The organism is Haemophilus haemolyticus, from assembly GCF_003490935.1.
Taxonomy (GTDB): Bacteria; Pseudomonadota; Gammaproteobacteria; order Enterobacterales; family Pasteurellaceae; genus Haemophilus; species Haemophilus haemolyticus_M.
Window position 1 is genome coordinate 112,881 of the sequence record NZ_QQGD01000004.1, and the last position, 26,512, is coordinate 139,392.

Consider the following 26,512-nt stretch of genomic DNA (forward strand, 5'->3'; position numbering starts at 1 on the left):
ATTTTCTATATTAAGGTTTTTAATTAATGAATATTGTATTTGTACTAGATAAAAATTATTCTAGTTATTTAGAGGTGGCTCTGAAGTCAGTGCACTATCACCATCATAATGTAAATATTTATATTATTCATGATGGTATTTCAAGAGCTGAATTGACGAGAGTCGGGCAGTATTTAGCTCATCGAGGTAATTCTCTGTATGACTTGTATATTGAAGATGTTAATAAGTTAATTGTATTTCCAACAGTAGGATCTCCAGATCATATTGGGGCGTTTTCTTTAGTTCGATTGTTTGTTCATCGTTTACTCCCAGAAAATCTAGATAAAGTTATTTATTTAGATGTAGATGTAATTATTAATAAGCCAATAGATGAACTTTGGAATATTGACATAGATAATTATTTATTGGGAGCTGTTACTGATTATGGTATGGAATTCCATTGGTTCCATAAGTATTTTGATAAACAACAGTATATTAATTCTGGTGTGATGCTAATTAATTTAAATAAATGGCGTGAATTAAATGTTGATAAATATTTTATTGATGGCGCATTAAAATATGGTAAGAAATTTGAATATGGTGATCAAGATACAATTAACTTTAGCTTAAGTAAGGAATTAATTAAACTATTGCCTCTTAAATTTAATTTTCAAGTGGGTTTGTTAGAAGATAGATTGAGAGAGGCTAATATAGATTTAAGTCCTCATTTTACTTTTGTGCCAAATATTATTCATTATACTGGAAAGTTTAAACCTTGGTTAAACGAAGATCATGAAGACTTTCCCAAATTTTATAAAGATAATTATATTTTTTATCAGAATTTAGATTGGAATAGCATATAAATAAAATAGTCGTTCAATTAGAACGACTATTTTACTATTTTTGATTTAATCCTAAAAAATCCCCAACTTCGTGCTCTAGTTGACTCATAGCGAGTAGGGCTTCTTGAGTTTTCTTGGCTTCATCTTCATCAATAACACTCATTGCAAAGCCTACATGAACGAGCACCCATTTGCCAAGTAAATCGGCTGGATCTCCAGTGCAGACCAGTGAAATATTCACATCACGTTGTACGCCACATACATCCACGGTGGCAAGTTGAAGAGCGCTTTCGCCAATCTTAATAATTTGGCCTGGAACACCTAAACACATAATACATTCACTCCTATTGAAATTTGTGCTTATTTTACTATCGCGCGGAATAAGTTACGTCGATCTGGATCAAAAGTTGTTGCTTTTGTTGGCATTGATAAAATCATTCTGAGGCAATCTTGTGCGAGTTGAACAGCTTGAGTATTTGTCATGGCAGGATCAATCGGAGAATGAAGGGAGCAACTAAGATATTGTGGAATATTTTCTAAACTACTCACTGTGAAAGTGAAGGTTTTATAGGGCAGTTGTACTGAAAGTTTATCGCCAATTTCACGCAATTCCCATTCTTGATCTTTGCCTGGTAAAATGACAATGCTCAACATCCAAGGTGTCACAACTGTACCTATCCATTGGTTTTCAAAAAGTACAAATTTAGGACAATAGCAGTCGATACCTTTTCGATAGAAAGGAAGATCTTTCATTTCTTCTGCAACTTTTCGCATTTCGTTTTGGAAGATTGAAGATGGCTCTTCGGAGAAGCCTTGAATAATACCTTCAAGTGCGGTGGTATTTTCTGGTGTTTTTTCGTGTCGATACATAATTATTAAAATTTACAGCGAGGTGAATTTCAACAATTCACGCATACCATAAGAGCAAATTATGGCGTGCGTGAAATCTGTTATTTTTTATCTACATTTGAACGTGAAATCCATATTCTTTCAAAACGTTTTCTAATGTTTTAAAAATTTCTGGAAATTGTTTTTGAATTGTTTCACTTAATGCAATTTGTGGATCAAAAGTTTCTGGTTGAATCCCAATTAAACATAGATTCTTAGGGAATTCATCCGTTAATTTTAACGCAGAAAGCACATCACAAATACCAAGTTGATGTGGTGAAATTTTACGCGAGAAAAATACCGGCACTTGCTTATCATGAAGCACAATGATTTCTCCTGGCTGCTTATTGGCAAGTACGGCATCAATGATGATGATATGCTCACGATTTGCCATTTCATCCAATAATTCCATGCCGCAAGTGCCACCGTCAACCACGTCAAAGTGCGGTAAAATTTCAGAGCGATTTTCTAGGGCTTGGGCGATTCGTACGCCCACGCCTTCATCGCCGAGTAAAATATTACCAACGCCTAAGATTAATGGCTTCATTAGAGCACCTTCACTTGTGTGACTTCACCATTTTCTGTGTTCACCACATGCACTGCGCATGACATGCAAGGGTCGAAAGAGTGGATTGTGCGCACAACTTCTAATGGTTTTGTTGGATCTGCTACAGGTGTACCGATGATGGAAAGCTCATAAGGCCCCATTTCATCATTTTGGTTACGAGGGCCTGCATTCCAAGTCGATGGCACAACGGCTTGATAATTTTCGATTTTGCCATTTTTAACGACAACCCAGTGAGAGAGCATGCCACGAGGCACTTCACCAAATCCAACACCTTTAAACTCACCAGTTTGTGGAATGTCTGTTTTGAGATAAGCAACAGTATCGCCCGTGCCAATATTATCAACAAGTAGTTTCCATTGTTGTTCAAGAATATTATTTAGCACGCAACAATGTACGGTACGAGCAATAATACGCCCTAAGGTTGAATGTAAATGCTCAACAGATAAGGTATTGCCGCTTAGTTTTTCATACAATCCTTTAATATGGTTAAAGTGATGTAATGTATCTTTATTTTTATTTGCTAAGTTACACATTAAATAGGCAAGAGGGCCGACTTCAACAACTTTTCCATAGAAACTTGGCGCTTTAACCCATGAATATTTGCCTTCATCTTGCCAGCCGGTATATTTCGGACGTGTTAAACCAGCCCAAGGTTCAAGCGGTTCATCGTCTTCATACCAAGCGTGTTTACCACTTTCTTTAATGCCTTTTACAACAAATTCATCTTTTTGTCGCGTAATTGGACGGAAGGTCGAAATATCGAAGTTTTCAATATAGCCACCCGTTAGAGCAAATTTAGAATTATCACCGTCAATTGGATATTCAGGCACAGAAAGGTAGTTACCCGATGTTTTACCAAGATTAAGCCATTCAGGGTAATAAGCCGCAATGATAGCCGCATCAACACGATAAACTTGGGTCACGAAATCATTTAAACGGTCAATACAGGATTTTACAAACATTAAACGTTCTAAGTTTAATACTGATTGAGAGTCTAAGTTGATTGGGTTTGCTACGCCACCAATTGCTAGGTTTTGAATGTGTGGTGTTTTTCCGCCGAGTAATGCCACAATACGGTTACAATCACGCTGACATTCAAGTGCTTGTAAATAGTGAGCTACCGCGATTAGGTTTACTTCCGGCGGTAATTTCATGGCAGGGTGACCGAAATAACCGTTGGCAAAAATACCAAGCTGACCGCTTTCAACTAAAGATTTAATTTTATTTTGCACATTGCGGAATTCATTTGCACTGTTTAGTCCCCATGTTGAAACACCTTTAAGCATTTCAGCGGCTTTATCGGGATCAGCATTCAGTGCCGCAGTGATATCCACCCAGTCCATCGCAGAAAGTTGATAAAAATGAACGATATGGTCGTGCATGCTATGAGCAGAAAGAATCATATTGCGGATATATTGTGCATTCACTGGCACTTTAGCACCGAGAGCATCTTCTACTGCACGCACACTCATAATGGCGTGAACGGTTGTACAAACGCCACAAATACGTTGCATAATCATCCAAGCATCACGCGGATCTGAACCTTTCACGATATTTTCCATTCCACGCCACATTGTGCCTGATGACCAAGCGTTTGTTACTACGCCATTTTCAATTTCGCAATCGATACGTAAATGGCCTTCAATGCGTGTGATAGGGTCGATTGAGATACGTTTTTTTTCAGTCATTATTCTGCTCCGCTCATTTTTTTACTGAATTGTGCTTTTTCGGCAATAATTTGTTCCGAGTCTTCATGATGTTTTTCTTTCAACACTGGTAAGACAGGGAATAGACGAATTATTAAAATATAGGCGCAAATTTCGATGGAAACGAAACCAATAGAAATTAGCAATTCTTCTGCTGATGGGAAGTAACGATAGCCATTACCTGGATCGTACATAATCATTGAATAATTTAAACGCCATAGGGCTGCGCCGAGTAACATACTCAAGGCTGATATAAATAGCCAACGTGAATCAGATTTTTTCTCACCAAGGAATAAAGTGAGTAATGGTAATGTCATTAGCCATACTTCCATCCAAAACATCCAAGCTTCAAATTTACCAAGTTTATCGAATCCGAATACATAATGGAGTTTGTCATGGTAAATCAACTCGCCAAAGCGTACTGCAAGGAAAAGTGCGATTAATCCAGCGGTCACTTTTGCAAGCTGGGTAAAGAGTGAACGCTCATCTGGTGTTTTCCCTGCCAAACCTGCGCGCACTAAAGAACCTTCAAAAATGACGATAGAAAAGCCCATAATAAATGCGGTAAGCAAGGATAAGATTGGTAATGCTTCATAGCTTTGCCACACTTGATGAACTTTATGACCTGCGGCGATCATTAATGATCCCATAGATGATTGGTGCATCATCGGCAATAGTGCGCCAAGTGCGATGACAAAGAACATAATTTTGTTGAGTTTATTAAACCATTTTTTCAACCCTAAGAACCCGAGCCAAACTGGCGCAAATTCAAGGGTGACGACAATGATGTAAATCGTCATACAAAATGCGGTTTCAAATAACACCGAGTTTGTATTGAATTGACCTGGAATATAGAAGTAAGGCAAGTGCCAGTAACGTCCCATATCAATCGTGATGGAAAGACCACCTAATGAATAGCCGAATAAGCTGGCAAGCAATGCGGGACGCACAAGAGGGTGATATTTCCCTTTGTTGAAAATATATACTGTCCAAGCTAATGCCCAACCACCACAGGCAAAACCTGTACCTACAAGTAAGTCAAAGGAAATCCATAAGCCCCAAGGATAACCGCCGTTAAGTGCGGTGACGGAACCGATACCTAAGAACAAACGTTTGATAATTAAAAAGATACAAATGACAGCCAAAGGTGCAAAAAAGAGAATACTGGCGGAAACTAATCGACCGCCCACCGGACGTGGATTACCCATGATGTTCATCCTCCGCGTCTTCCATTTCTTTACGTGCTTGGCGCATCGCTTCTTTTTGCGCTTCAATTCGTTCACGAATCTTATCGCCGTGCATATTCTTATAAGTCATCATTGTTAAACCAGCTAACGCCACCAGTGGCAATGCCAAACCGCGATACAAGAAGTGTTGTAAATGTGCTGCGCGTGCACCTGTAGCAATATCATCTAACTCAGGGAAACCTAAATTTTCTTGTGGAACCGCACTTAACACTAATACTTGTGTACCGCCACCTTCTTTTTCACCGTAAATACGATATTGATAGGCTGGCACAGTTGCACGATAAGTGTCTTTACTGTTTACGTGTTGGCGAGGATAGTCATATTCTGTGCCACGTAATAAACTTAAACGACGTTTTGCTTCCGCTAAAAGTTCTTCACGAGTACCAAAAATAATCGCCCCAGTTGGACAAACATGACAACAACCCGGTAATTCACCTTTATCTAAGCGTTCCACACCTTTTTGGTTGCAAAGTTCACATTTGCTGATTTGACCAAATGGATTGTCGTAATCATATTTTGGCACGTCAAACGGACAGCCCACCATGCAATAACGGCAACCAGTACAAATATCAGGATCGTATTTAACAATACCTGTTTTAGGATCTTTGGTTAAAGCCTGTACTGGACAAACGGAAACGCAGTTTGGATCAACACAGTGCATACATTGTTTTTTAACATAAGCATAACCGTTTTCGGTTTTATCTTTATTTTTGCCGTCTCCATCGCTCCATACTTGAATCACATTGCGTGTGAACGGCGTAAGTTTGTCGTTGTTTGCCCAAGTTTGCTCACCTTTTGGGTTGACAGGTGTTTTATTCACTTGTTGACATTCTGCAACACAAGCCTGACAGCCAACGCAAAGTGTGGAGTCATAAAGCATCCCAAGTGCGCCAGGAATGGGCGGAAGATTTTCCACCGCTTTGGCTTTTGCAACGGGCAGACCTGATGTGACTGTTCCCAGCAGACCTGCTTTAAGGAAATTTCGTCTATCCATCTTTAGTGTCCTTGATCTTGATTGTCTGCAGATTTGTTCGCTTTATGTTGTTTGCTCAATTCTTTCAAGGTCATCACGCTAACACCTGCTAAAATGGCTGCAGCACCGCCTAATAAGCCAATCGCCGTCATTGAGGCACCTTCGCCTTCAACATTGTTTACATCTGGTTTTTCCACGCGTGGCGTTGGATTTTCGACGTTCGCTAATTGGAAAATGCCTTTGGTAAACCCGATGCCTTGATCGTTACAGCCATAGCAAGGATGACCGATACCCACTGGCCAGTTATTACCACCAACATCACAGAATTCTAGTGTAGAGCAGTTGCCGTAAGTTTCGGGCCCTTTACAACCTAAATGATATAAACACCAGCCATGACGATGACCATAATCGCCAAATTCTTTTGCGAAACGGCCTGCATCAAAGTGCGGTCGGCGATAACAGTTTTCATGGATTAGACGGTCATAAGCAAACAATGGGCGATTTAATTTATCCATTGCTGGTAATTTTTTATAAGTGATGATATAGGCAACGGTTGCCAAGAAATTATGTGGGTTAGGAGGGCAACCAGGAATGTTAATAATTGGTGTGCCTTTTGGTAAAACTTCAGAAAGACTGACCGCACCTGTTGGGTTGCCACCGCAAGATGGAACACCGCCCCAAGATGAGCAGGATCCAATTGCAATAATGGCTGCGGCACCTTTTGCGGCTTCACGAATATGTTCCACAATTGGTTTGCCTGCCACCATGCAGTACACACCGCCGTCTTTAATTGGAATGGAGCCATCCACTACAAGCACATATTTGCCGTAATAGTTATGGATAGCATTATGTTTATTTTCTTCCGCTTGTTCACCAAATGCGGCAGAAAGCACCTCATGATATTCGAGGGAAATTAAATCGAGCACGAGATTTTCAACAGTTGGGTGGGTTGCACGCAGTAAAGATTCGGTACAGCCAGTACATTCTTGCGCACCAATCCAAAGCACTGGTGGGCGTGCAGGGCTGGTCATTGCTGCCGTCATTTCAGCGCTCGCTTTAGAATTTAGCCCCATCGTAGCCGCAAGTGCGGTACATAATTTCATAAAATCTCGGCGAGAAACATCTGCCAACGCAGAAAAAACGCCATCTGGATTATTCATAGTATCACTCCAAAGACACACATTTATTGTGGGAATTGGCCAATGATAAATGTTTTCTTCAAAAAAAATTTGATCATAATCATGAAATGAAGAATTTATAGCAAAAATATGTCCAGATTGTGAACGGAATGTTATTTTAGATGAGAAGGATTCTTGTTTGTTTATTTTTAGGAAAGAAAAAAGGCTGCAATGTTGCGCAGCCTTATTATGTTATTTTTTCTTTTGAGGTCGAGCGGATGTATTTTCTTGGATATCTTTATCACCACATTCAAAAATTTGTGCGCTGATTCTATAGCCAGTAATATGGCTTTCTATTGCATATCCTTCTGCATCTAATGGACAACGACTTTTACAAGTTGGTAGTTCTTCAACAATTCGTAATGTAATTCTTTTTCCTTTACCAATTGCCTCTGCAGCATTATTTCTAAGATCATTGAGCGCACTATCTCTCAAGGTTTCCCGAGTAACTGAGCCTGGAGTATATAAGGTAGCTGAATTAGTTGTTTCCTTGCCTTCCGCCTCACCTAATACTTTACAACCGTAGGGAGTTGAACGCACTGTTGTAATTCCTCTTGCTTCAGGATTTAAAGATTTCCCTTCATAAGGCACAAATTGAACACAGCCAGATAATACTGTGGATGCGATTGTAGTTAAAATAATACTAGGTACTAACTTTTTCATTTTTCATTCCTTAATATATTGTTTATTAAGCCTTTTATTTAATCGTATTGGTTATAAGATGAAGAAATGATATACTAGGCACCAATTAACCTCCACCAATAAAAGGGAGAATTGTTTCGCCTTTTTGTGGTGAAAAACATCAAATTGGGTAAAAGCTAAAATGAATCTTAATCAAAAAATTCGTACAATACGTGAACAAAATGCCTGGTCACAAGAAGATATGGCAACGAAGATGAATATGTCTGTTAATGGCTATGCGAAGATTGAACGTGGAGAAACAAAATTGCGTCTAGATAAGTTAGAGCAGATTGCACAGATTTTTAATTTGGACATTGTAGAACTGCTTTCTTCAGATCAGCAAAATATATTTTTGATTAATGAGCATAGCAACTTAAGTTCTAATTATTACGGTAAAAGTAGTGGTAACGATTTTGTGATTGAAAAACTGAATTTGATTATTATGCATAAAGATGAGCTTCTCCAAAAACAATCTGATGAAATTGCATCACTGAAAAAAATAATCGCCTTACTTGAACAAAAATAATATTAAAAATAAAGCACTACTGAAATTCAGTGGTGCTTAAACGAAAAATTCTAGAACGAGTTAAAAATTTTTTCAAAAACTAACCGCACTTTTTCTTCATCTTTTACGCCCGCAGCACTCTCTACTCCAGAATTAAGATCTAAGCCTAAGCAATTTTGTTGAATGGCTTGTTCCACATTATTTGGTGAGATGCCTCCGGCTAAAATAATCTTATGTTTAAGATGTTCAGGAATTAATGACCAATCAAAGGTTTTTCCAGTACCACCTTGTTGGTTCGCTGTTTGGCTATCAAAAATATAACGCTCCACATTCAAATCATCGGTAAAATCGACCGAACTTTGGGCTTCAGTATTGATAGAAATAGCTTTCCAGATTTGCGTATTTTTTGGCAGTTGTTGGCGAAGTGCGGTAATAAATGCTTCATTTTCTGCACCGTGTAATTGCACCGCATAAAGTTGCAACTGGCTGGCTATTTTTGCGATAAAGTCAAGTTCTTGATTCTGAAAAACACCAACAAATCGAAGTGGAGCAGTGGTTACCAATTCTTGCGCCTGGCGTAAACTCACACAACGTTTTGAATGTTCTACGAAGATTAATCCTCCGTAAAGTGCACCGTTTTCGTAAACGATTTTGACATCTTGCGCGCGCGTTAAACCGCATACTTTATTTTCTCCCAAAATCACCGAGCGAACCGCATTATTCAAATCTTGGTTGCCCATTAAGCTGCTCCCAATTAAGAAACCATGCGCCACTTTTTGTAATTGACGAATTTGCTTGTGATTGTAAATGCCTGATTCGCTAATAATACGTACATCAGCAGGGATGTGGTCGGCGTATTTTTCAGTGAGTTCAACAACACGATTTAAATCCACGGTCAAATCATGTAAGTTACGATTATTGACACCGATAATTTTCGCACCAAGCGCAAGGGCGCGTTCAAATTCTTCTTCATTGCTGGTTTCTGTCAGTACGCCCATGCCAAGAGAATGCGCAAGATCTGCCAGCACACGATAAGTCTCATCGTTTACCACGGAAAGCATTAATAAAATCGCATCCGCTTGATAGTAGCGAGCAAGGTAAACTTGATATTCGCTGATCATAAAATCTTTGCAAAGCACAGGTTGGTTCACGATACCGCGAACTAAAGGCAAGAACTCAAAATTACCTTGGAAATATTTTTCATCTGTCAGCACAGATACAGCAGAGGCATAGTGTTTATAGACATTGGCGATTTCTTCCAAATTAAATTCAGCACGAATTAATCCCTTGGAAGGGGAGGCTTTTTTACATTCCAAAATATAGGCGGGCTTTTGATGCGTGCCTTTTGCTAACGCTGAGTAAAAAGAGCGGTCAGATTTTTGAACGTTTTGTTTAAACTGAGAAAGCGGAAATTCAGTTTCCTTTGCTTTAACCCATTGTGCTTTATCAAGTACAATTTTTTGTAACACCGTAGCGGAATCAATGGGTTTGGTAAAATCTTGAGTGATCATCATTTTTCTTCTTATTATGGCGTATTAAATTAGCTTTTTATTAATATGTGGTTAATTTCTGTAATGTTTCAAAGGCTTTACCTGATGCAAGGTGCGCCAATACATTTTGCACATTTTGTTTTAAGTCATCGTGCCCGAATAATTTCAATAATAATGCCGTGTTTGCCGCCACAGCATTTGCGTGTTCAGCCTTTCCTTTGCCTTGTAAAAGTGCGGTAAGCATTTGGGCGTTTTCTTGTGGTTCACCACCACGAAGGCTTTCGAGGGATTGCGCTTTTAAGCCAAAATCTTCAGGCGTTAAAGTGAAATATTCAATTTTGCCATTTTTAATTTCTGCCACTTGCGTTTCACCGTGCAATGCGACTTCATCTAACCCAGAACCATGAACAACGAAGGAATGCTGATGCCCTAAGGCGACTGCGGTTTCAGCATAGGTTTTTACTAATTCAGGTGCATATACGCCAAGTAAATGATAAGTTGGGCGAGCAGGATTGATAAGTGGCCCTAAAATATTAAAGATGGTGCGTGTTTTTAAAGATGCACGGACTGGCGCAACATGGCGGAAACCAGAATGATATTGTTGAGCAAATAAAAAGCAGACACCAATTTCATCTAATGCTTGTCGAGCTTGCTCTGGTGTGACATTCACATTCACGCCAAGTGCGGTTAACACATCGCTAGCACCTGATTTGCTTGATACACTGCGGTTACCGTGTTTTGCTACTTTTGCTCCCATTGATGCTGCCACAATCGCACTGGCGGTGGAAATATTAATTGTGTTTTGCCCATCACCACCCGTTCCTACAATATCCGCAAAAGGATAATCTGGACGTGGAAATACTTTGGCATTTTGTAATGAGGCGGCAACCGCACCAGTAATTTCTTCAGTATTTACTCCACGTACTTTTAAAGCGATAAGCATTGCAGCAATTTGTTCATTGGAAAGTTCACCTTGGATGACGGTATTAAAAAGTGCGGTGCTTTCTGAAGTTGAAAGTGAATGTCCGCTATAAAGTTGTTCTAATAATGGGTTGTGTTGCATAGTCTATTCCTGTTTTTCTTTATATATGGATTTGTTAATTTTCTATATTTTATTAAACATAAATATCGTAATCTAAATCGCGCGCTTCATCGCCAGTCATTCCACGGAATCCCCAGCAATGTGCAGGCTGTTCTTTAATCGTAATTTCCACATCATGAGCACGGATGCCGAGCTTGTACTCTAATTCGCTAAACAGCATTTTTATCAAGCGTTTTTTCGTGCCTTCCATACGACCAGCCATCAGGTTAATTTCGATGACCGTGTAATCATCGCTACGGTCAAAAGGGTAGTAAAAATCTTCATTTTCTAAACACAAAAAGCGAATCGCGTGTTTACCTTTTGGAATATCTAAGCCAAGATAGAGGCTGTTATAAATGACTTCTGCCAGTTGTTCACGACGTGGTGCGAGTTTGGATTTAAGTCCGAATACGGTGATCATTTTTTCTCCTTTAAAGTGCGGTTAAAAATCACCGCACTTTTTGATGCCTTATCTATTTAACAACCACTCAATTGATTGTTGTAATAATTGCGAACCTTGCACAGTTAAAATACTTTCAGGGTGAAATTGGAATGCGCAAATAGGTAAATCACGATGACGAATTGCCATGATAATGCCATTATATTCCGCATTGACGATAAATTCTTTTGGTAAATCTTGTCCCATTAAAGAATGATAACGCGCCACAGGCATTGGATTAGCAAGATCTTTAAACATGGCTTCGTTATCATGGGTGATACGAGAAACTTTACCATGCAATACTTCGCCAGCGTGAACAACTTTCCCACCAAAGGCTTGAATCAATGCTTGATGGCCTAAACAAATTCCAATAATCGGCACTTGATTTTTTAAGTGCTCGATCAATGGTAGTAGAATTCCCGCTTCTGATGGTGTTCCTGGCCCTGGAGAAAGTGCGAGAATGGTATCAGGTGTATTGAGTGCGGTTTCTACCAGTTTTTCTAAATCGCAGTCATTGCGGTAAATTGTGACGTTGTGACCCAATACACGGAATTGATCCACAAGATTGTAAGTGAAGGAATCGAAGTTATCTAAAAATAAAATATTAGCCATAATAATTCTTCCTTATTTTGCTTGTGTATTAACTTGACGAATTGCTTTTAAGACAGCCGCTGCTTTGTGGCGTGTTTCATCGGCTTCCATTTGTGGATCAGAATCCAATACTTCTCCGCAACCCGCTTGTACATGGGCTATCCCATTTTGTACGAAAGCAGAACGGATCACGATACAAGTATCAAAACGACCGTCTGAAGTGAGATAACCCACCGCACCACCGTAACTATGGCGTTTTTGTTGCTCAAATTGATAAATAAGCTGCATTGCTTTAATTTTGGGTGCACCAGTTAATGTGCCCATATTCATACAGGCTTGATAGGCGTGAAGCGCATCTAACTCAGGGCGTAATTTACCCACTACGCGAGAGACCAAATGCATGATGTGAGAATAGCGATCCACCTGCATTAATTCAGCCACTTTACGCGTACCGCTTTGGCAAACTCGAGCAATATCGTTACGCGCTAAATCAACCAACATTAAATGTTCCGCTTGTTCTTTGTGATCAAGACGAAGTTCTAGTTCTAAACGTGCATCTAATTCAGGATCAATGTTGCCGTGAGCATCAAAACCACGAGGGCGTGAACCTGCGATTGGGTAAATTTCTAACTGACGATTTTCAGGTTCATATTTCAGCGCACTTTCTGGCGATGCACCAAACAAAATAAAGTCTTCATCATTCATATAGAACATATAAGGGCTTGGATTATTTTGTTTGAGTTGGGCGTAACTGGCTAATGTATTCGGGCAAGCAAGGGAAAAACGGCGAGAGGGCACAATTTGGAAGACATCACCAATGTTAATATGGTGTTTTAAGGCTTTCACAATGCCAGTAAATTCAGGATCGTCAAAGTTTGTTTTAACTTCATCACTTGCCGCTTTAATGGAAAGAACGTTATCAATATTTTTTAGTTTTTGTGCGATAGAAAGCGAGGTTTTCGCAATATTGACTTGTTCTTCTTGAGCAAAACAGAAACTTTTTAGTGTCGCTTGTTGATTTTGATGGTCGATAGTAATGAGGTGTTCGGCAAGATAGAAACTATAATCAGGGCAGTTGATACCATCATGTTGTAATGTAATGCCATCCATTGGAATGAAATTTGCAACGAGATCGTAAGCAAACAATCCACCTAAGAAAATAGGCGTTTGGCTATGTTGATAAAGAGTAGATACAACACGCAATCCATCAAAAATAGTGGCAGATTGTAATTTGCTATCTTCATCGAGTTGATTATCAAGTGGAGAAAATTGTACAGAAAATTTATCATCAAAATTGACCGCACTTACTTTTCCAAGTGCGGTTAATTTTGGATGAATTTCTTTTAACACTTGTTTTCCATTCTCATTTAATGCTTTAAATGTGACGTTGTGACCTAAGCACGTTATTTTAACCGCAGCATTGACTAAGATAAGGCTTTGTAAACTGTTTTTACTCCCAATTTCCGCAGAGTCGAGTAGGAGAGAATTTGAATTAGGTTGGCAAAGTGTATTAAAAATAGCGGTGGTGTCAGCATAATAGGGAACGGGTTGAGCTGTCACCGCAATAAAGGCTTGAGTTTGCATATTGATATCCTTTTGGAAACTTTTGTACTATTAAACTAGTACATGAGGAATAAGTCAAGCCTGAATTAATATTTTTTATGTTTTTTGATGAAAAATGTTTATTTTTATTCCTTTGCCCAGGGACGACCTCCGTAGTATTCGATATTTTGTTGATTTAGCTCTTTCAATATATCTGATGAAATGAGGTTGATCATTTCATCAGATAAAGTTAGTTGAGGGAACCAGTGATGAACTCCAATCATTTTATCAAAATCAACTGTATATTTTACAGTATATTTTCCAGAAGTTTGTCCCTTTAATTCTAATTGATTTAAAGCTGAGAAAAATTTTTGATCTCCAATAAAAGGCGTGTACCAAGCATGTGCTGTTTTCTGAGCAATTTCACGAGGAATCGCATAACAATTAGTATCAATATGCTTCTTAGTTGTAGTATTAATAAAGTAACCTATCTGTTGACCATTTTCCATAATAAAGCGAACCGGCACATTCTCTTTAGGTTTCCAGTTACCGAGAGATTCGCAATCATCGCGACATATAAATTGATGATTGGAATCGTAAAAAACGCGCAGTGAATAGGCAAAATCAGCTCCTTGCTCAATCACATTCACTAAACTTTCTACATGATCTTCTCGTAACTGATTGTCATCATCCAAGTAACAAATAATATCTTCTTCAACAAGAAAAGCCGCCGTTGCGTTAATGGCTCCGTTAAGAATTCCGTTTTTTCCTGTATTCATTGGTAAGTAAATAGGAATGACATCAGGGAATTGTTCCAATATAGGTTTGGCCTTATCCCAGAAAATATTGCCATCGACAAATACATAATGCTTACATGGATAAGTTTGATTTTGTACGCTTTTAATAGCCAAAGCTAATTCTGGACGACCAATTGTTGACGTCACTACCGCAACGGTTTTACCATCTGGTTGGTTGGTTGGTTGGTTGGTTGGTTGGTTGGTTGGTTGGTTGGTTGGTTGGTTGGTTGGTTGGTTGGTTGGTTGGTTGGTTGGTTGGTTGGTTGGTTGGTTGGTTGGTTGGTTGGTTGGTTCATCAGTATAGATCCCTTTCATTTTTACAATAACCTTTGATTAACACAAATATACGTTTAATTTTTTTGATCTTAAATGTATGCAATGATAAACATAAAGTCCGCGGATAATAGCACTTATGAGATTTTTTTCACTTTATTTTTGTAAATTCAATTTAAAATGAAAAAACCAAGTTCTTAGAAAAGTAGAACTTGGTTCTTAAATACATCTAACTTTGTTAAGTTAGATAGATTGCAGGTTAAGTTTTCGTTAGAGTTAAAATTTACCCATTAAGCATGACAAGTTTGGCAAGCTGCTTGGAACATCCATATCAATTTTTCTTGCTCTTTAATGTAGTCACTCATTTGTGATGAGGTACCTTCGTCATCAGCATCGCCTGCAAGAGCAAGAATTTCACGTTGTTGTTCAAGTAATGTTTTTAAACCTTGTAATGTGCCTGATAAACATTCTTGTGCGCCGCTTACTGCGATATCTTCTTTAATACGAGATACTTTTAAGTATTGGCTATATGCGTTATCTGGTGTGTAACCTAAAGTTAAAATACGTTCAGCCACTTCATCAACTTTGGTGATTAAATCTGTGTAAATTTCTTCAAATTTTGCGTGTAATGCAAAGAAATTCACACCTTTAATGTTCCAGTGGTAACCACGTACATTAGTATAGAATACTTGGTAGGTTGCAAGTAATTCGTTAAGTTTATTGGCTAATTCTGCTGATTGAACTTTGTCTAATCCGATAGATGTTTTTGACATAATAATTTCCTTTTTCTAGTTAAATAATTGAGCTAATGCCCTGCCTTTGATATGGGTATTATACGTTTCTAGAATTTGCTGTGAAATTGTTCTATTCAATAAAATTGATAGTCTTTGACTATATGTTAATAAATTGTAATAAATTTAATCTATCAAAATAAGTGATCAGGATCACAGTTATAAGGAATACTTTAGTAAAGGGTCGCGGATAACAGTAAATTTTGCTTTAATAAGTGCAGTTATAATTTTTAATATTTTAAGGATGTCTTATGCAAGAACTTATTAAGCACGCATTGCCACAAGATGATGCACTCAATCAAGCTATTGTTGATGAAATTCGTTTGCAAAATTGGGCTGGCTTTTTAAATCGTTCCCAAGTGGAGCAGCTTTGCCGTGATTTTGAACTTACGCCACTAAAATTAGCTATGCATTTGTTGCCGATTGCAGCGAGTTATAGCCATACCGCTATTTCTCATTTTAATGTGGGGGCCATTGCTATTGGCGAACAAGGTGATTTTTATTTTGGCGCGAATCAAGAATTTTCTAATTCAGCCATTCAGCAAACGATTCATGCAGAGCAAAGCGCAATTTCTCACGCATGGTTGCGTAATGAACGTCGTATTTCAGATATGGTGGTCAATTACACGCCTTGTGGGCATTGTCGTCAATTTATGAATGAATTGCATGGCGCTGAAAAAATTTCAATTCATTTGCCACATAGCCAAAATAATCCGTTGCATTCTTATTTACCTGATGCTTTTGGACCGAAAGATCTCGATATTGCGGTTCATCTTTTATCGGAAGAAAATCATGATTTAGTGGCTGAGCACCAAGATGATTTGGTTAATCAAGCTATTTTTGCGGCAAATCAATCTCATTGTCCTTATTCAAATAGCCCGCATGGCATTGCAATTTTATTTAAAAATGGTGATGTGGTGACAGGACGCTATGCAGAAAATGCAGCATTTAATCCGAGTTTGCCTGCATTGCAAACCGCACTTAATTTTGCGTATTTAAATGATAAAAAATTGAGTGATATTGAGCGAATTGTGATGGCTGAAAAAGCATTAAAACTAAGCCATAAAACGATGGCTGAAACGTTGCTCTCAACATTGACATCAGTGAAATTAGAGTATCATTCATTGTAAGTATGCAAGATTCTTGATAGAAAATAAAAAAGGGAATAATTTCCCTTTTTTATTTGTTCGCTAAAATTACCGCTCTTTTCGGTGCTTGATAACCTTCAATGGTTTTACCGTGATCATTTGGATCTAAGAAATCAATCAGGCTTTCATTTTCCAACCAATCAGTTTTACGCTGTTCTTCTAATGTCGTTGTTGCAACATCAACACAACGTACGTTGGTAAAACCAACTTTTTCTAGCCAGCTAATTAGTGCAGCAACAGAGGGGATAAAATAAACATTTTTCATTTTCGCATAGCGATCTGCCGGTACGAGCACGGTATTTACATCGCCATCCACCACTAACGTTTCTAATACTAATTCACCACCTTTTACTAACTGATTTTTCAACTGGCTTAAATGATCTAATGGGGATTTACGATGATAGAGTACGCCCATTGAAAATACAGTATCAAATGCCGCTAATGGTTGCATTTGCTCAATACCAAGCGGGATAAGATTTGCTCGACGATCATTATTAAGCAGCTTGCGTACAGCTTCAAATTGGCAAAGGAAAAGTTCGGTAGGATCAATCCCGACGACCATTTTTGCGCCTTCGCCTACCATTCTCCACATATGATAACCGCTGCCACAGCCCACATCTAAAACAGTGCGACCTTGCAGCGGTGCTAAATGAGGAAGAACACGATCCCATTTAAAATCTGAACGCCATTCACAATCTACATGAATGCTGAAAAGATGATAAGGCCCTTTTCGCCACGGCATTAATTGTTTTAAATGATGGATAATTCGTTGTTTGTCACCTTCTGAAAGGGGAGAAGTGCGGTCAGATTTCACCGCACTTTTGAGATCGATTTCATCAGCATATAAATCAGGTAGGAAATCAACAATTTTACACCATTTCGCATAATCGCCATGAGTTTGAGTTTCCCATTCTTTTAGTTGGAGTGGTAAGGTCTCTAACCAGTTTGATAAATTTGTAGTAGCAATTTGTTGATAAAAAGGGCGAAAGTCGATCATTTTGCTTCCTTATAGGCCTTCTCTGCTTTGTCAAAGGTATCTAGAACATTTTGTTCTGGTTTGCTAGACATCAATGAGACAATAATAATTGCAAGGCTACCGAAAGCAAATCCAGGAATCATTTCATATACTTTAAACCAATCGGTATCAGCTGGAACAACTTCTTTCCAAGCAAATACTGTTACTGCGCCTACGAGCATACCTGCCATTGCACCCGATGATGTCATTCGTTTCCAGAAAAGAGAGAAAAGCACCACAGGGCCAAATGCACTACCAAAACCAGCCCAAGCGAATTCTACTAGTTTTAATACTTTGCTGTTTTCATCTTGTGCGATCCAGATAGCAAGTGCGGCAATAACTAACACCATAATTCTTCCAAGCCATACGAGCTCTTTTTCAGATGCGTTAGGGCGAATAAAACCTTTGTAGAAATCTTCTGTGATTGAGCTAGAAGAAATTAACAATTGCGCACTTAATGTACTCATTACTGCAGCTAAAATAGCGGAAAGTAATATGCCCGCGATCCAAGGATTAAATAAAAGTTTAGCGAGTTCAATAAATACTTGTTCTGGTTCATTATTGACTGTGTCTGCAATGTTTGGATTGGCAAAGAAATAAGGAATCGCGAAGAAACCAATACCAATTGCACCACCTAAGCAAAGCACCATCCATGTCATGCTAATGCGACGAGCTTTGATCAATGATTTAACAGAATAAGCCGCCATAAAACGCGCTAAAATATGTGGCTGACCAAAATATCCTAATCCCCAAGCGGCAAGGCTTAATAGATCAAGTGGCGTAGTGGCAGTAAATAAATCTGTAAAATCTTTATTGGCAGCCGCTTCAGCTTGCGCTAAGACCGCAGAAAATTGAGCGGTATCGCCAATGCTTAATAACACAAAAATAGGCGTTAAGAGCAGCGCAAAAATCATAAGGGTTGCTTGAATGGTATCTGTCCAACTTACTGCTAAAAAACCACCGATAAAAGTGTAAAGAATGGTGGCTAATGCTCCGTACCAAAGTGCGGTGGAATATTCCACTGAAAATAAATTTTGGAATAATTTTGCACCTGCCACGACACCCGAAGCACAATAAATAGTAAAAAACACTAAAATAATCGTAGCAGAAACAATTTTTAATAATTTATGTGATGTGGCAAAGCGATTGTGAAAATATTCTGGGAGGGTGAGGGCATTATTATTTAATTCTGTATAAACACGCAAACGACCAGCCACTAAAAGCCAGTTAAAATAAGCCCCGATAGTTAAACCAATAGCAATCCAGCCTTCAACTAAGCCTGATAAATATACCGCACCAGGTAAGCCCATTAAAAGCCAACCAGACATATCTGAAGCACCAGCTGACATTGCCGTGACAAAGCTGCCTAAACGACGTCCACCGAGAATGTAATCTGATAAATTATTCGTGTAATAATAGGCGAGTACGCCAATCAGCAACATCCCGAAAATATAAATAGTAAAAGTAACAAGAGTTGGGTCGAATCCAAACATTTAATAAGTCCAAAATGGGTTAAAAATTTCAGAAAGGGTGCATTTTACCTTATTTCGGGCTATTATTCTATTTAGACTGAATATTTGATGAAATTTAAGAAATTAGGAATATAAAATGGATGCTGTAGAGTTATTGATGAACGTAACTCCTAACGAAACACGCATTGCGCTAGTAGAAACAGGAATGTTGCGCGAAGTGCATATTGAACGCCAAGCCAAACGAGGAATTGTCGGAAATATTTATAAAGGTCGGGTGACTCGAGTGCTACCTGGAATGCAGTCTGCGTTTGTTGATATTGGTTTGGAAAAAGCGGCTTTTTTACACGCCGCCGACATTGTATCCCACACGGAATGTGTAGATGAAAATGAACAAAAGCAATTTAAAGTTAAGAGCATTTCAGAATTAGTACGCGAAGGGCAGGATATTGTTGTACAAGTGGTGAAAGATCCGCTTGGTACAAAAGGCGCACGTTTAACAACAGACATCACATTGCCATCGCGTCATCTTGTTTTTATGCCAGAAAATAGCCACGTAGGCGTTTCACAACGTATTGAAAGCGAAGAAGAACGTGCCCGTTTAAAAGCATTAGTTGAACCTTTTTGTGATGAACTCGGCGGTTTTATTATTCGCACCGCCACAGAAGGGGCAAGCGAAGAAGAATTACGTCAAGACGCTGAATTTTTAAAACGCTTATGGCGTAAAGTCTTAGAGCGTAAATCTAAATATCCAACCAAATCAAAAATTTATGGCGAGCCAGCGCTTCCACAACGCATTTTGCGTGATTTTATCGGCACAAACTTAGAAAAAATTCGTATCGACTCTAAACTTTGCTTTGGCGAAGTGAAAGAATTTACCGATGAATTTATGCCTGAATTAAGCGATAAACTCGTTCTTTATTCTGGCAATCAACCTATCTTTGATGTATATGGGGTTGAAAATGCGATCCAAACAGCGCTAGATAAACGTGTTAATCTCAAATCGGGTGGTTATTTAATTATTGAGCAAACAGAAGCTATGACCACCATTGATATTAATACAGGCGCGTTTGTGGGGCATCGTAATCTAGAAGAAACCATCTTCAATACCAATATTGAAGCGACAAAAGCTATCGCACAGCAACTACAACTACGTAATCTGGGTGGCATAATCATTATTGATTTTATTGATATGCAAACAGATGAACATCGCAATCGAGTACTAGAATCTTTATGTGATGCGCTTTCTAAAGATCGTGTGAAAACCAATGTGAATGGCTTTACGCAATTAGGTCTTGTGGAAATGACCCGTAAGAGAACTCGTGAAAGTCTTGAGCATGTGCTATGTGATGAATGCCCAACTTGCCATGGCCGCGGTCGGGTGAAAACTGTTGAGACAGTTTGCTACGAAATTATGCGTGAAATTATTCGGGTTTATCACTTATTCAGTAGTGAACAATTTGTTGTTTATGCCTCTCCAGCAGTTTCCGAATATCTTATTAACGAAGAATCTCACGGTTTGCTGCCAGAAGTGGAAATGTTTATTGGCAAACGAGTGAAGGTGAAAACAGAACAGTTTTATAACCAAGAACAGTTTGATGTTGTGGTGATGTAAACTCCGATTTAACAAAGTGCGGTGAAAAATTTTTGAGATTTTTTACCGCACTTTTAAAAGTATCTTTTTACATTTTTTCTTTTGTCATTTTCATTTTTTTATTTGATTTCATCTTTTTATCAGATTTCATTTTCATATCAGATTTCATGCCCATTTCATCAGACTTCATCATATTGTCAGATTTCATCATGTGGTCAGAGTGCATTTTCATATCATCTGATTTCATCATTTTTTTCATTGGGGTATTCATCATTGGTTCTGATTTCATTGGCATGGCATCAGATTTCATTTCTTCTGCATAAACGGTTGTCGCACCAAATAACATAGTCATACCTAAGATTGCGCTTTTCAATGTAATATTTTTCATTTTAAATTTCCTTGTTTGAGTGGTAAAAATAGTATTGAAAGAAATTGTTTCTTTCATGTTATTAGACGAAACACTTTTTCATTTCTTACAAAAATTTTAAAGGAATTAAAATGAATGCTATTTCTGATACGGAACTCCAACAAATTCGTACGCAGATGCTGAAATTTGCAATGTTACAGTTGCACCATGCTGACCTTGCTGAGGATTTAGTACAAGAAGCATTTTTAAGTGCATTTAACAATCTCGCGAATTTTAAACATCAAGCCGCTTTTAAAACTTGGGTTTTTGCCATTCTAAAAAATAAAATTATTGATTATCTTCGCCAGAAAGGACGCTTTGTATTAGAAAGTGAGATCGAAGATGAACAGTCAACTAATACATTTTTTGATGATACAGGCCATTGGAAAATAGAATATTATCCGAGCGAATTACAGGGTGAAGAGGAAACGGTGTATTCTGAAGAGTTTTGGTTGATTTTCGAAACTTGCCTGACTTGTTTACCCGCTAAACATGCCAAAATTTTTATGATGAGAGAGTTTTTAGAATTGTCATCGGATGAAATTTGTCAAGAAACTCAGCTTACCACATCCAACTTGCATACCACACTTTATCGGGCCCGTTTGCAGTTGCAAAATTGTCTATCAAAAAAACTTTAGGAGAAAATTATGCGTTGTATTCAAGCCACTCGAATAATTTCTGATTCTCATGAGCGACCATTAGAATTGCAAGAAAAAATGGGTTTAAAAATGCATTTGTTAACTTGCCCTCATTGCCGTCGTTTTCAAAGAAATTGCAAAACGTTAAGTATGATGATGAAGAAATTTAAAGATTTACATTAGGAATTATGACAGAGTGAAAACCACTGTTACTTTTCACCGCACTTTATTGAACCAGCTATAACCTAATCGTACTAAATTTAATATTCTTATAAATAAAGTATCTATTTCTTCATTTTTGCCAATAAACTCACTGCGCCCACAATTATGATTGCACCGAGCCAAAAATATAGGTTAGGGGTATGATGCCAATATAGCCAGTCGAAAACGCTAGAGAAAATGACACCAGTGAAAGCAAAAGGGGTAATAACGTTGGCTGGCGCATATCTGAAAGCGCGAGTGAGCAATAATTGGAAAATCAATCCAAATCCGCCCACTAATAGCAATAAACCAAGCTCGTATAAATTAGGGGTTTTCCATTGGTTAATAAAGAAGATTGGTAACATGAACGTACCAATCAAGTGAAAATAAAATACGATATTTTTTGGTGTGTTGTATTTGTTTAATTCTTGTAAGCCAATAAATGCCATTCCTGCCAATACGGCACCAGATAATCCAATCAGTACATAAATAGGATCAACATTGCCATTGTGATTGGTGAGTAAAATAATGGAAACGCCAAGAAAGCCGATTAAGCTACAAAAAAGCACATTAAACGGTGTTTTTTGATGGAAAAATAGCAATAAAATCGGGATAAATAGGGCGGAGGTATTCATCAATAAGACCGCGATGGAAAGCGGTAAGAACTTCACGACATAAAAGTTAATCAACATACTCGATACACCCGCGGCATTTCGTAGGATTAAAAATTTCCATTGACGGGTATCTACTTTAAAATCGCGATCTTTAATTACAAAAGGCAGTAAGAAAAGCAAGCCGATTAAAAAACGTGAAAATAAGGTTTCACTTGCAGGGATTGTTTGAGATGCAGTTTTGACAAATACATTCATCAAGGTAATGGAAAAGTACGCTGATACCATAAAACTAATCGCTTTGTGATAAAGCGAAGGAGTGGAATGTGATTGCATATAGATTTTTTTACCTTAGAAAATAGCGTGTTTTAACGCTTTATTATTGGTTATAACAATGGATTTTAGTCAATTTCTTTAAAAATTTTACAAAAATCTGTAAGAAATCGGATTGTCTGCCGTCTAACCTTATGTAACGTTAATTTTTACATCATAAGGAAAAACAATGAAACTATCAAAAACATTTCTATTTATTACCGCACTTTGCTGTGCAACACCAACTTTAGCAATACAAAATTCAACATCATCATCTGGAGAACAAAAAATGGCAATGGAAAATATGCAAAATATTCGTGAAATTTATCTTGCTGGTGGCTGTTTCTGGGGTATGGAAGCGTATATGGAGCGTATTCACGGTGTGAAAGATGCGATTTCTGGCTATGCCAATGGTAATACGGAGAAAACTAGTTATCAGATGATTGGCGTAACCGATCATGCAGAAACTGTAAAAGTCACTTACGATGCAAATCAAATTTCGCTTGATAAATTATTGCAATATTATTTTAAAGTGATTGATCCAACGAGTGTAAATAAACAAGGAAACGATCGTGGCAGACAATATCGCACAGGAATTTATTATCAAGATGGGGCAGATAAAGCTGTGATCGAACAAGCTCTTACCCAGCTTCAAACCAAATATAAAAAACCAGTACAAATTGAGGTGCAGCCGCTAAAAAATTACATCGTAGCGGAAGAATATCATCAGGATTATTTGAAAAAAAATCCAAATGGTTATTGCCATATTGATATTACCAAAGCAGATGAACCTTTGATTGACGAAAAAGATTATCCGAAACCGAGTGATGCAGAACTCAAAGCGAAATTGACACCGTTGCAATATTCCGTTACTCAAAATAAACATACTGAACGCTCTTTTAGTAACGAATATTGGGATAATTTCCAACCAGGTATTTATGTTGATGTCACCACAGGCGAGCCTGTATTTTCTTCAAATGATAAATTTGAATCGGGTTGTGGCTGGCCGAGTTTTACGAAACCAATAGCGAAAGAGGTGGTGCATTATCAAACGGATAATAGTTTTAATATGCAACGTACCGAAGTGTTAAGCCGTGCGGGCAATGCTCATTTAGGTCACGTATTTGATGACGGCCCGAAAGATAAAGGCGGTTTACGTTATTGCATTAACAGTGCATCAATTAAATTTATTCCGTTAGCTGAAATGGAAAAGGCAGGATACGGATATTTGATTCAATCAATTAAAAAATAAGGAGATGTAGGATGTTAGATCAACAACTCCTTATTGGAACGGTATTTTTAGCTGGACTTGCTTCTTTTCTGTCGCCTTGTATTTTCCCGATTATTCCAATTTATTTTGGTATTTTGAGTAAAGGCGGTAAAAAAGTCCTAAATACTTTTTTATTTATTTTAGGACTTTCCCTTACATTTGTAAGTTTAGGCTTTAGTTTTGGCTTTTTAGGGAATATTTTATTTAGTAATACAACTCGAGTAATTGCTGGCATTATCGTGATTATTCTTGGTATTCACCAAATGGGAATTTTCAAAATTGGGTTACTTGAACGCACGAAATTGGTGGAAATAAAAACATCAGGAAAATCGACCGCACTTGAGGCATTTGTGCTTGGTTTAACTTTTAGTCTTGGTTGGACACCTTGTATTGGCCCGATTCTGGCTTCCGTGTTAGCGTTATCAGGTGATGAAGGCTCTGCACTTTACGGTGCATCGATGATGTTTGTTTATGTTTTAGGCTTGGCAACGCCTTTTGTACTGTTTTCGTTCTTCTCTGACAGCTTGCTAAAACGTGCTAAAGGGTTAAATAAACACTTAGACAAATTTAAAATCGGTGGCGGAATTTTAATTATCGTGATGGGCATTTTATTGATTACGAATAATTTTTCGTAAGGCATAACCTCAACAAAAGAAATCTATTAAAAGGAAAAAACAATGAAAAAACTACTATCAATATTTTTAATGGCATTCAGCCTAAACGCTTTTGCACAAACGAATTTGGCGGATGTGCAACTCAAAGATTTAAACAATCAGCCAGTTACTTTAAGCCAATATAAAGGCAAACCTGTGTATGTAAAAATGTGGGCGTCATGGTGCCCAATTTGCTTGGCTGGATTAGCTGAAATTGATGATTTAAGTGCGGAAAAAGATCGCAATTTTGAAGTGATTACCATTGTTTCGCCCGATCACAAAGGCGAAAAAGACACTGCTGATTTTATTGAATGGTACAAAGGGCTAGAATATAAAAATATTAAAGTCTTGCTAGATGAAAATGGTGAAATTATTGATCGTGTTCATGTTCGAGGTTATCCGTTTAATCTATTTTTAGATGCTGATTTAAAGGTGAAGAAAACTGTGCCAGGACATTTAGGACGGGAGCAAATAATTAAGTTTATTGAGAAATAAAATCAAGCGGCTGGTAATTAAAATTTAACCAGCCGCTTTTTTATTTCTGACATAACGTAGATATTCTTTCATTGGGAATTTGGTAGATTGATAAAAAGTATATATTATAAATAGTGCTTAGATATTGAAATGGTCTTTACTTTTACAGACGAGATAAAAGTAATATTGGTGAAGGATACAATGGAAGAAATAATTAATGGACTACTCATCGTGCTTGTGCCGATGATGTTGGGCTACTTAGTCAAAATACAGAATCAAAATGCGTTGGCGTTCATTAATAAAATTGTGATGTTATTGCTTTACATCATTTTATTTATGATGGGGTTTATGCTTGGGCAATTAGAGCATTTAGAACAAAAATTGCCAATTATTGGAATGACCGCTTTAGGGCTATCCGCTATCATTCTGACTTGTAATATCCTAGGTTTGGCTATTTATGACCGCACTTTGCCTAAGCCTGTTAATTATTTACAGGGAGAATTACCATCTCGTTGGCATTCGTTAATGGACTCAATTAAATTATTAAGTGCGGTGATTATCGGCATTGTTTTAGGTTGGTTGTGTAATGATTGGTTGCATTTCCCACATGGTTCCAATCTTTACGTGCTTATTGCGTTGATCTTTTTTGTAGGTATTCAGCTTCGTAATAATGGTATTTCCTTGAAAGAAGTCTTATTAAATAAGCAAGGTTTAATGATGGGAGCGATTTTTACCTTAAGTTCTTTAATTGGTGGCGTTATTTCGTCATTTTTTCTAAGTATGCCGATTACTCAAGGTTTAGCCTTTTCATCGGGATTTGGTTGGTATTCTTTATCAAGCGTCGTGCTGACAAATGCTTGGGGACCGATGCAGGGTAGTATTGCTTTTTTCAATGATTTATCGCGTGAAATATTGAGTTTATTTTTGATTCCACTGTTTATGCAACATTATCGCTCTACAGCTATTGGGATTACAGGCGCAACGGCATTAGATTGTACATTGCCGATTATTCAAAAATCAGGCGGAATTGAAGTAACGCCTATCGCTATTTCTTTTGGTATGGTGACAAATTTATTACCGCCGTTGTTATTAGTCTTTTTCTCGAGTTTTCCAATTTAATAGCGCGTTAATTTTAAGAGAAAAGAAAAAG

Annotated in this window: 29 protein-coding genes; 10 read left to right on the forward strand and 19 right to left on the reverse strand. The window is 37.8% G+C overall.

Going from position 1 to position 26,512, the window contains the following annotated elements:
* The first annotated feature begins 26 nt into the window (after positions 1–26).
* Positions 27–842, forward strand: a complete 816-nt coding sequence (locus tag DV417_RS06490; RefSeq protein ID WP_118879139.1) for a glycosyltransferase family 8 protein — start codon at positions 27–29, stop codon at positions 840–842.
* A gap of 34 nt (positions 843–876) precedes the next feature.
* On the opposite strand, the gene hybG is transcribed toward DV417_RS06490, so the two are convergent.
* From hybG to DV417_RS06530, 8 genes are all read right to left on the reverse strand, one after another.
* A complete protein-coding gene (gene hybG / locus DV417_RS06495) occupies positions 877–1,152 on the reverse strand; it encodes a hydrogenase maturation factor HybG (protein WP_118788296.1) in 276 nt (91 codons plus the stop codon).
* A 29-nt stretch (positions 1,153–1,181) separates the two neighbouring features.
* Positions 1,182–1,691, reverse strand: coding sequence for a hydrogenase-2 assembly chaperone (gene hybE, locus DV417_RS06500; protein ID WP_118879140.1), 510 nt, complete (start codon positions 1,689–1,691; stop codon positions 1,182–1,184).
* Between the two features lie 91 nt (positions 1,692–1,782).
* The gene (locus tag DV417_RS06505; RefSeq protein ID WP_118879141.1) at positions 1,783–2,256 is read right to left on the reverse strand and encodes a HyaD/HybD family hydrogenase maturation endopeptidase; all 474 of its coding nucleotides are present in this window, start codon (positions 2,254–2,256) and stop codon (positions 1,783–1,785) included.
* Positions 2,256–3,965, reverse strand: coding sequence for a hydrogenase 2 large subunit (gene hybC, locus DV417_RS06510; protein WP_118879142.1), 1,710 nt, complete (start codon positions 3,963–3,965; stop codon positions 2,256–2,258). Before hybC ends, DV417_RS06505 begins: the two co-directional genes overlap by 1 nt.
* Positions 3,965–5,191, reverse strand: a complete 1,227-nt coding sequence (gene hybB / locus DV417_RS06515; RefSeq protein ID WP_118879143.1) for a Ni/Fe-hydrogenase cytochrome b subunit — start codon at positions 5,189–5,191, stop codon at positions 3,965–3,967. The genes hybC and hybB overlap by 1 nt, the downstream gene beginning before the upstream one ends.
* Positions 5,184–6,224 carry a hydrogenase 2 operon protein HybA gene (gene hybA / locus DV417_RS06520; RefSeq protein WP_118879144.1) on the reverse strand — a complete coding sequence of 347 codons (1,041 nt, stop codon included), beginning with the start codon at positions 6,222–6,224 and terminating at the stop codon, positions 5,184–5,186. The genes hybB and hybA overlap by 8 nt, the downstream gene beginning before the upstream one ends.
* A gap of 2 nt (positions 6,225–6,226) precedes the next feature.
* Complete coding sequence (hybO, locus tag DV417_RS06525; RefSeq protein WP_118879145.1) at positions 6,227–7,363, reverse strand: hydrogenase 2 small subunit; 1,137 nt, start codon at positions 7,361–7,363, stop codon at positions 6,227–6,229.
* A 210-nt stretch (positions 7,364–7,573) separates the two neighbouring features.
* Positions 7,574–8,044: a DUF4156 domain-containing protein gene (locus DV417_RS06530; protein ID WP_118879146.1), complete on the reverse strand. Its 471-nt coding sequence runs from the start codon at positions 8,042–8,044 to the stop codon at positions 7,574–7,576.
* 160 nt (positions 8,045–8,204) lie between these two features.
* Here DV417_RS06530 and DV417_RS06535 point away from each other — a divergent pair, with 160 nt between their 5' ends.
* On the forward strand, positions 8,205–8,588 hold the full coding sequence (locus DV417_RS06535; protein WP_009500321.1) for a helix-turn-helix domain-containing protein: 384 nt from the start codon (positions 8,205–8,207) through the stop codon (positions 8,586–8,588).
* A 50-nt stretch (positions 8,589–8,638) separates the two neighbouring features.
* Here DV417_RS06535 and trpCF read toward each other — a convergent pair whose 3' ends face one another.
* The 7 genes from trpCF to DV417_RS06570 all read right to left on the reverse strand — a co-directional run bounded on the left by trpCF (position 8,639) and on the right by DV417_RS06570 (position 15,553).
* Complete coding sequence (gene trpCF, locus DV417_RS06540) at positions 8,639–10,078, reverse strand: bifunctional indole-3-glycerol-phosphate synthase TrpC/phosphoribosylanthranilate isomerase TrpF (protein ID WP_192878563.1); 1,440 nt, start codon at positions 10,076–10,078, stop codon at positions 8,639–8,641.
* A gap of 40 nt (positions 10,079–10,118) precedes the next feature.
* The gene (trpD, locus tag DV417_RS06545; RefSeq protein WP_118879148.1) at positions 10,119–11,120 is read right to left on the reverse strand and encodes an anthranilate phosphoribosyltransferase; all 1,002 of its coding nucleotides are present in this window, start codon (positions 11,118–11,120) and stop codon (positions 10,119–10,121) included.
* A 52-nt stretch (positions 11,121–11,172) separates the two neighbouring features.
* The gene (locus DV417_RS06550) at positions 11,173–11,559 is read right to left on the reverse strand and encodes a tautomerase family protein (protein WP_118879149.1); all 387 of its coding nucleotides are present in this window, start codon (positions 11,557–11,559) and stop codon (positions 11,173–11,175) included.
* A 48-nt stretch (positions 11,560–11,607) separates the two neighbouring features.
* A complete protein-coding gene (locus DV417_RS06555; protein ID WP_118879150.1) occupies positions 11,608–12,189 on the reverse strand; it encodes an aminodeoxychorismate/anthranilate synthase component II in 582 nt (193 codons plus the stop codon).
* Positions 12,190–12,201: 12 nt separating this feature from the next.
* Positions 12,202–13,752: an anthranilate synthase component I gene (trpE, locus tag DV417_RS06560; protein WP_192878560.1), complete on the reverse strand. Its 1,551-nt coding sequence runs from the start codon at positions 13,750–13,752 to the stop codon at positions 12,202–12,204.
* Positions 13,753–13,856: 104 nt separating this feature from the next.
* The gene (locus DV417_RS06565; RefSeq protein ID WP_065249476.1) at positions 13,857–14,621 is read right to left on the reverse strand and encodes a glycosyltransferase family 2 protein; all 765 of its coding nucleotides are present in this window, start codon (positions 14,619–14,621) and stop codon (positions 13,857–13,859) included.
* Between the two features lie 449 nt (positions 14,622–15,070).
* A complete protein-coding gene (locus DV417_RS06570; protein ID WP_118879153.1) occupies positions 15,071–15,553 on the reverse strand; it encodes a Dps family protein in 483 nt (160 codons plus the stop codon).
* 269 nt (positions 15,554–15,822) lie between these two features.
* On the opposite strand from DV417_RS06570, the gene cdd reads away from it, so the two are divergent.
* Positions 15,823–16,701 (forward strand): cytidine deaminase, encoded by an 879-nt coding sequence (gene cdd, locus DV417_RS06575; RefSeq protein WP_118879154.1) that lies wholly within the window; start codon positions 15,823–15,825, stop codon positions 16,699–16,701.
* 49 nt (positions 16,702–16,750) lie between these two features.
* Here the strand turns inward: cdd and cmoB are convergent, their stop codons facing one another.
* Positions 16,751–17,716 (reverse strand): tRNA 5-methoxyuridine(34)/uridine 5-oxyacetic acid(34) synthase CmoB, encoded by a 966-nt coding sequence (gene cmoB, locus DV417_RS06580; protein ID WP_118879155.1) that lies wholly within the window; start codon positions 17,714–17,716, stop codon positions 16,751–16,753.
* Positions 17,713–19,227, reverse strand: a complete 1,515-nt coding sequence (gene putP / locus DV417_RS06585) for a sodium/proline symporter PutP (protein ID WP_118879156.1) — start codon at positions 19,225–19,227, stop codon at positions 17,713–17,715. Before putP ends, cmoB begins: the two co-directional genes overlap by 4 nt.
* Positions 19,228–19,342: 115 nt before the next feature.
* Between putP and rng the strand changes: the two genes are divergently transcribed.
* On the forward strand, positions 19,343–20,818 hold the full coding sequence (rng, locus tag DV417_RS06590; protein ID WP_046950290.1) for a ribonuclease G: 1,476 nt from the start codon (positions 19,343–19,345) through the stop codon (positions 20,816–20,818).
* A gap of 67 nt (positions 20,819–20,885) precedes the next feature.
* On the opposite strand, the gene DV417_RS06595 is transcribed toward rng, so the two are convergent.
* Positions 20,886–21,185, reverse strand: coding sequence for a hypothetical protein (locus DV417_RS06595; RefSeq protein ID WP_032828106.1), 300 nt, complete (start codon positions 21,183–21,185; stop codon positions 20,886–20,888).
* A 110-nt stretch (positions 21,186–21,295) separates the two neighbouring features.
* Between DV417_RS06595 and DV417_RS06600 the strand changes: the two genes are divergently transcribed.
* Positions 21,296–21,841 carry a sigma-70 family RNA polymerase sigma factor gene (locus DV417_RS06600; protein WP_118879157.1) on the forward strand — a complete coding sequence of 182 codons (546 nt, stop codon included), beginning with the start codon at positions 21,296–21,298 and terminating at the stop codon, positions 21,839–21,841.
* Between the two features lie 9 nt (positions 21,842–21,850).
* A complete protein-coding gene (locus DV417_RS06605; protein WP_118879158.1) occupies positions 21,851–22,024 on the forward strand; it encodes a zf-HC2 domain-containing protein in 174 nt (57 codons plus the stop codon).
* Between the two features lie 101 nt (positions 22,025–22,125).
* On the opposite strand, the gene DV417_RS06610 is transcribed toward DV417_RS06605, so the two are convergent.
* On the reverse strand, positions 22,126–22,989 hold the full coding sequence (locus tag DV417_RS06610; RefSeq protein WP_118879159.1) for a DMT family transporter: 864 nt from the start codon (positions 22,987–22,989) through the stop codon (positions 22,126–22,128).
* A gap of 166 nt (positions 22,990–23,155) precedes the next feature.
* On the opposite strand from DV417_RS06610, the gene msrAB reads away from it, so the two are divergent.
* The 4 genes from msrAB (at position 23,156) to DV417_RS09440 (ending at position 26,481) form a co-directional block, all read left to right on the forward strand.
* Positions 23,156–24,217, forward strand: coding sequence for a bifunctional peptide-methionine (S)-S-oxide reductase MsrA/peptide-methionine (R)-S-oxide reductase MsrB (msrAB, locus tag DV417_RS06615; RefSeq protein WP_118879160.1), 1,062 nt, complete (start codon positions 23,156–23,158; stop codon positions 24,215–24,217).
* 11 nt (positions 24,218–24,228) lie between these two features.
* On the forward strand, positions 24,229–24,870 hold the full coding sequence (locus DV417_RS06620; RefSeq protein WP_118879161.1) for a cytochrome c biogenesis protein CcdA: 642 nt from the start codon (positions 24,229–24,231) through the stop codon (positions 24,868–24,870).
* A gap of 42 nt (positions 24,871–24,912) precedes the next feature.
* The gene (locus DV417_RS06625; RefSeq protein WP_118879162.1) at positions 24,913–25,383 is read left to right on the forward strand and encodes a redoxin family protein; all 471 of its coding nucleotides are present in this window, start codon (positions 24,913–24,915) and stop codon (positions 25,381–25,383) included.
* A gap of 180 nt (positions 25,384–25,563) precedes the next feature.
* Positions 25,564–26,481, forward strand: a complete 918-nt coding sequence (locus DV417_RS09440) for a LysO family transporter (protein ID WP_192878561.1) — start codon at positions 25,564–25,566, stop codon at positions 26,479–26,481.
* Positions 26,482–26,512 lie beyond the last annotated feature (31 nt).

What these genes read in the sequence shown, in the direction of transcription:
- DV417_RS06625 (WP_118879162.1), top strand. Translation starts at nt 24,913, where the DNA reads ATGAAAAAACTACTATCAATATTTTTAATGGCATTCAGCCTAAACGCT.
- hybB (WP_118879143.1), bottom strand. Translation starts at nt 5,191, where the DNA reads ATGGGTAATCCACGTCCGGTGGGCGGTCGATTAGTTTCCGCCAGTATT.
- msrAB (WP_118879160.1), top strand. Translation starts at nt 23,156, where the DNA reads ATGAAACTATCAAAAACATTTCTATTTATTACCGCACTTTGCTGTGCA.
- DV417_RS06605 (WP_118879158.1), top strand. Translation starts at nt 21,851, where the DNA reads ATGCGTTGTATTCAAGCCACTCGAATAATTTCTGATTCTCATGAGCGA.
- trpCF (WP_192878563.1), bottom strand. Translation starts at nt 10,078, where the DNA reads ATGATCACTCAAGATTTTACCAAACCCATTGATTCCGCTACGGTGTTA.
- hybA (WP_118879144.1), bottom strand. Translation starts at nt 6,224, where the DNA reads ATGGATAGACGAAATTTCCTTAAAGCAGGTCTGCTGGGAACAGTCACA.
- DV417_RS06535 (WP_009500321.1), top strand. Translation starts at nt 8,205, where the DNA reads ATGAATCTTAATCAAAAAATTCGTACAATACGTGAACAAAATGCCTGG.
- DV417_RS06550 (WP_118879149.1), bottom strand. Translation starts at nt 11,559, where the DNA reads ATGATCACCGTATTCGGACTTAAATCCAAACTCGCACCACGTCGTGAA.
- DV417_RS06505 (WP_118879141.1), bottom strand. Translation starts at nt 2,256, where the DNA reads ATGAAGCCATTAATCTTAGGCGTTGGTAATATTTTACTCGGCGATGAA.
- DV417_RS06530 (WP_118879146.1), bottom strand. Translation starts at nt 8,044, where the DNA reads ATGAAAAAGTTAGTACCTAGTATTATTTTAACTACAATCGCATCCACA.
- DV417_RS06610 (WP_118879159.1), bottom strand. Translation starts at nt 22,989, where the DNA reads ATGCAATCACATTCCACTCCTTCGCTTTATCACAAAGCGATTAGTTTT.
- DV417_RS09440 (WP_192878561.1), top strand. Translation starts at nt 25,564, where the DNA reads ATGGAAGAAATAATTAATGGACTACTCATCGTGCTTGTGCCGATGATG.
- cmoB (WP_118879155.1), bottom strand. Translation starts at nt 17,716, where the DNA reads ATGATCGACTTTCGCCCTTTTTATCAACAAATTGCTACTACAAATTTA.
- hybC (WP_118879142.1), bottom strand. Translation starts at nt 3,965, where the DNA reads ATGACTGAAAAAAAACGTATCTCAATCGACCCTATCACACGCATTGAA.
- DV417_RS06555 (WP_118879150.1), bottom strand. Translation starts at nt 12,189, where the DNA reads ATGGCTAATATTTTATTTTTAGATAACTTCGATTCCTTCACTTACAAT.
- DV417_RS06600 (WP_118879157.1), top strand. Translation starts at nt 21,296, where the DNA reads ATGAATGCTATTTCTGATACGGAACTCCAACAAATTCGTACGCAGATG.
- rng (WP_046950290.1), top strand. Translation starts at nt 19,343, where the DNA reads ATGGATGCTGTAGAGTTATTGATGAACGTAACTCCTAACGAAACACGC.
- DV417_RS06595 (WP_032828106.1), bottom strand. Translation starts at nt 21,185, where the DNA reads ATGAAAAATATTACATTGAAAAGCGCAATCTTAGGTATGACTATGTTA.
- hybG (WP_118788296.1), bottom strand. Translation starts at nt 1,152, where the DNA reads ATGTGTTTAGGTGTTCCAGGCCAAATTATTAAGATTGGCGAAAGCGCT.
- trpE (WP_192878560.1), bottom strand. Translation starts at nt 13,752, where the DNA reads ATGCAAACTCAAGCCTTTATTGCGGTGACAGCTCAACCCGTTCCCTAT.
- trpD (WP_118879148.1), bottom strand. Translation starts at nt 11,120, where the DNA reads ATGCAACACAACCCATTATTAGAACAACTTTATAGCGGACATTCACTT.
- hybE (WP_118879140.1), bottom strand. Translation starts at nt 1,691, where the DNA reads ATGTATCGACACGAAAAAACACCAGAAAATACCACCGCACTTGAAGGT.
- putP (WP_118879156.1), bottom strand. Translation starts at nt 19,227, where the DNA reads ATGTTTGGATTCGACCCAACTCTTGTTACTTTTACTATTTATATTTTC.
- DV417_RS06620 (WP_118879161.1), top strand. Translation starts at nt 24,229, where the DNA reads ATGTTAGATCAACAACTCCTTATTGGAACGGTATTTTTAGCTGGACTT.
- DV417_RS06570 (WP_118879153.1), bottom strand. Translation starts at nt 15,553, where the DNA reads ATGTCAAAAACATCTATCGGATTAGACAAAGTTCAATCAGCAGAATTA.
- hybO (WP_118879145.1), bottom strand. Translation starts at nt 7,363, where the DNA reads ATGAATAATCCAGATGGCGTTTTTTCTGCGTTGGCAGATGTTTCTCGC.
- cdd (WP_118879154.1), top strand. Translation starts at nt 15,823, where the DNA reads ATGCAAGAACTTATTAAGCACGCATTGCCACAAGATGATGCACTCAAT.
- DV417_RS06490 (WP_118879139.1), top strand. Translation starts at nt 27, where the DNA reads ATGAATATTGTATTTGTACTAGATAAAAATTATTCTAGTTATTTAGAG.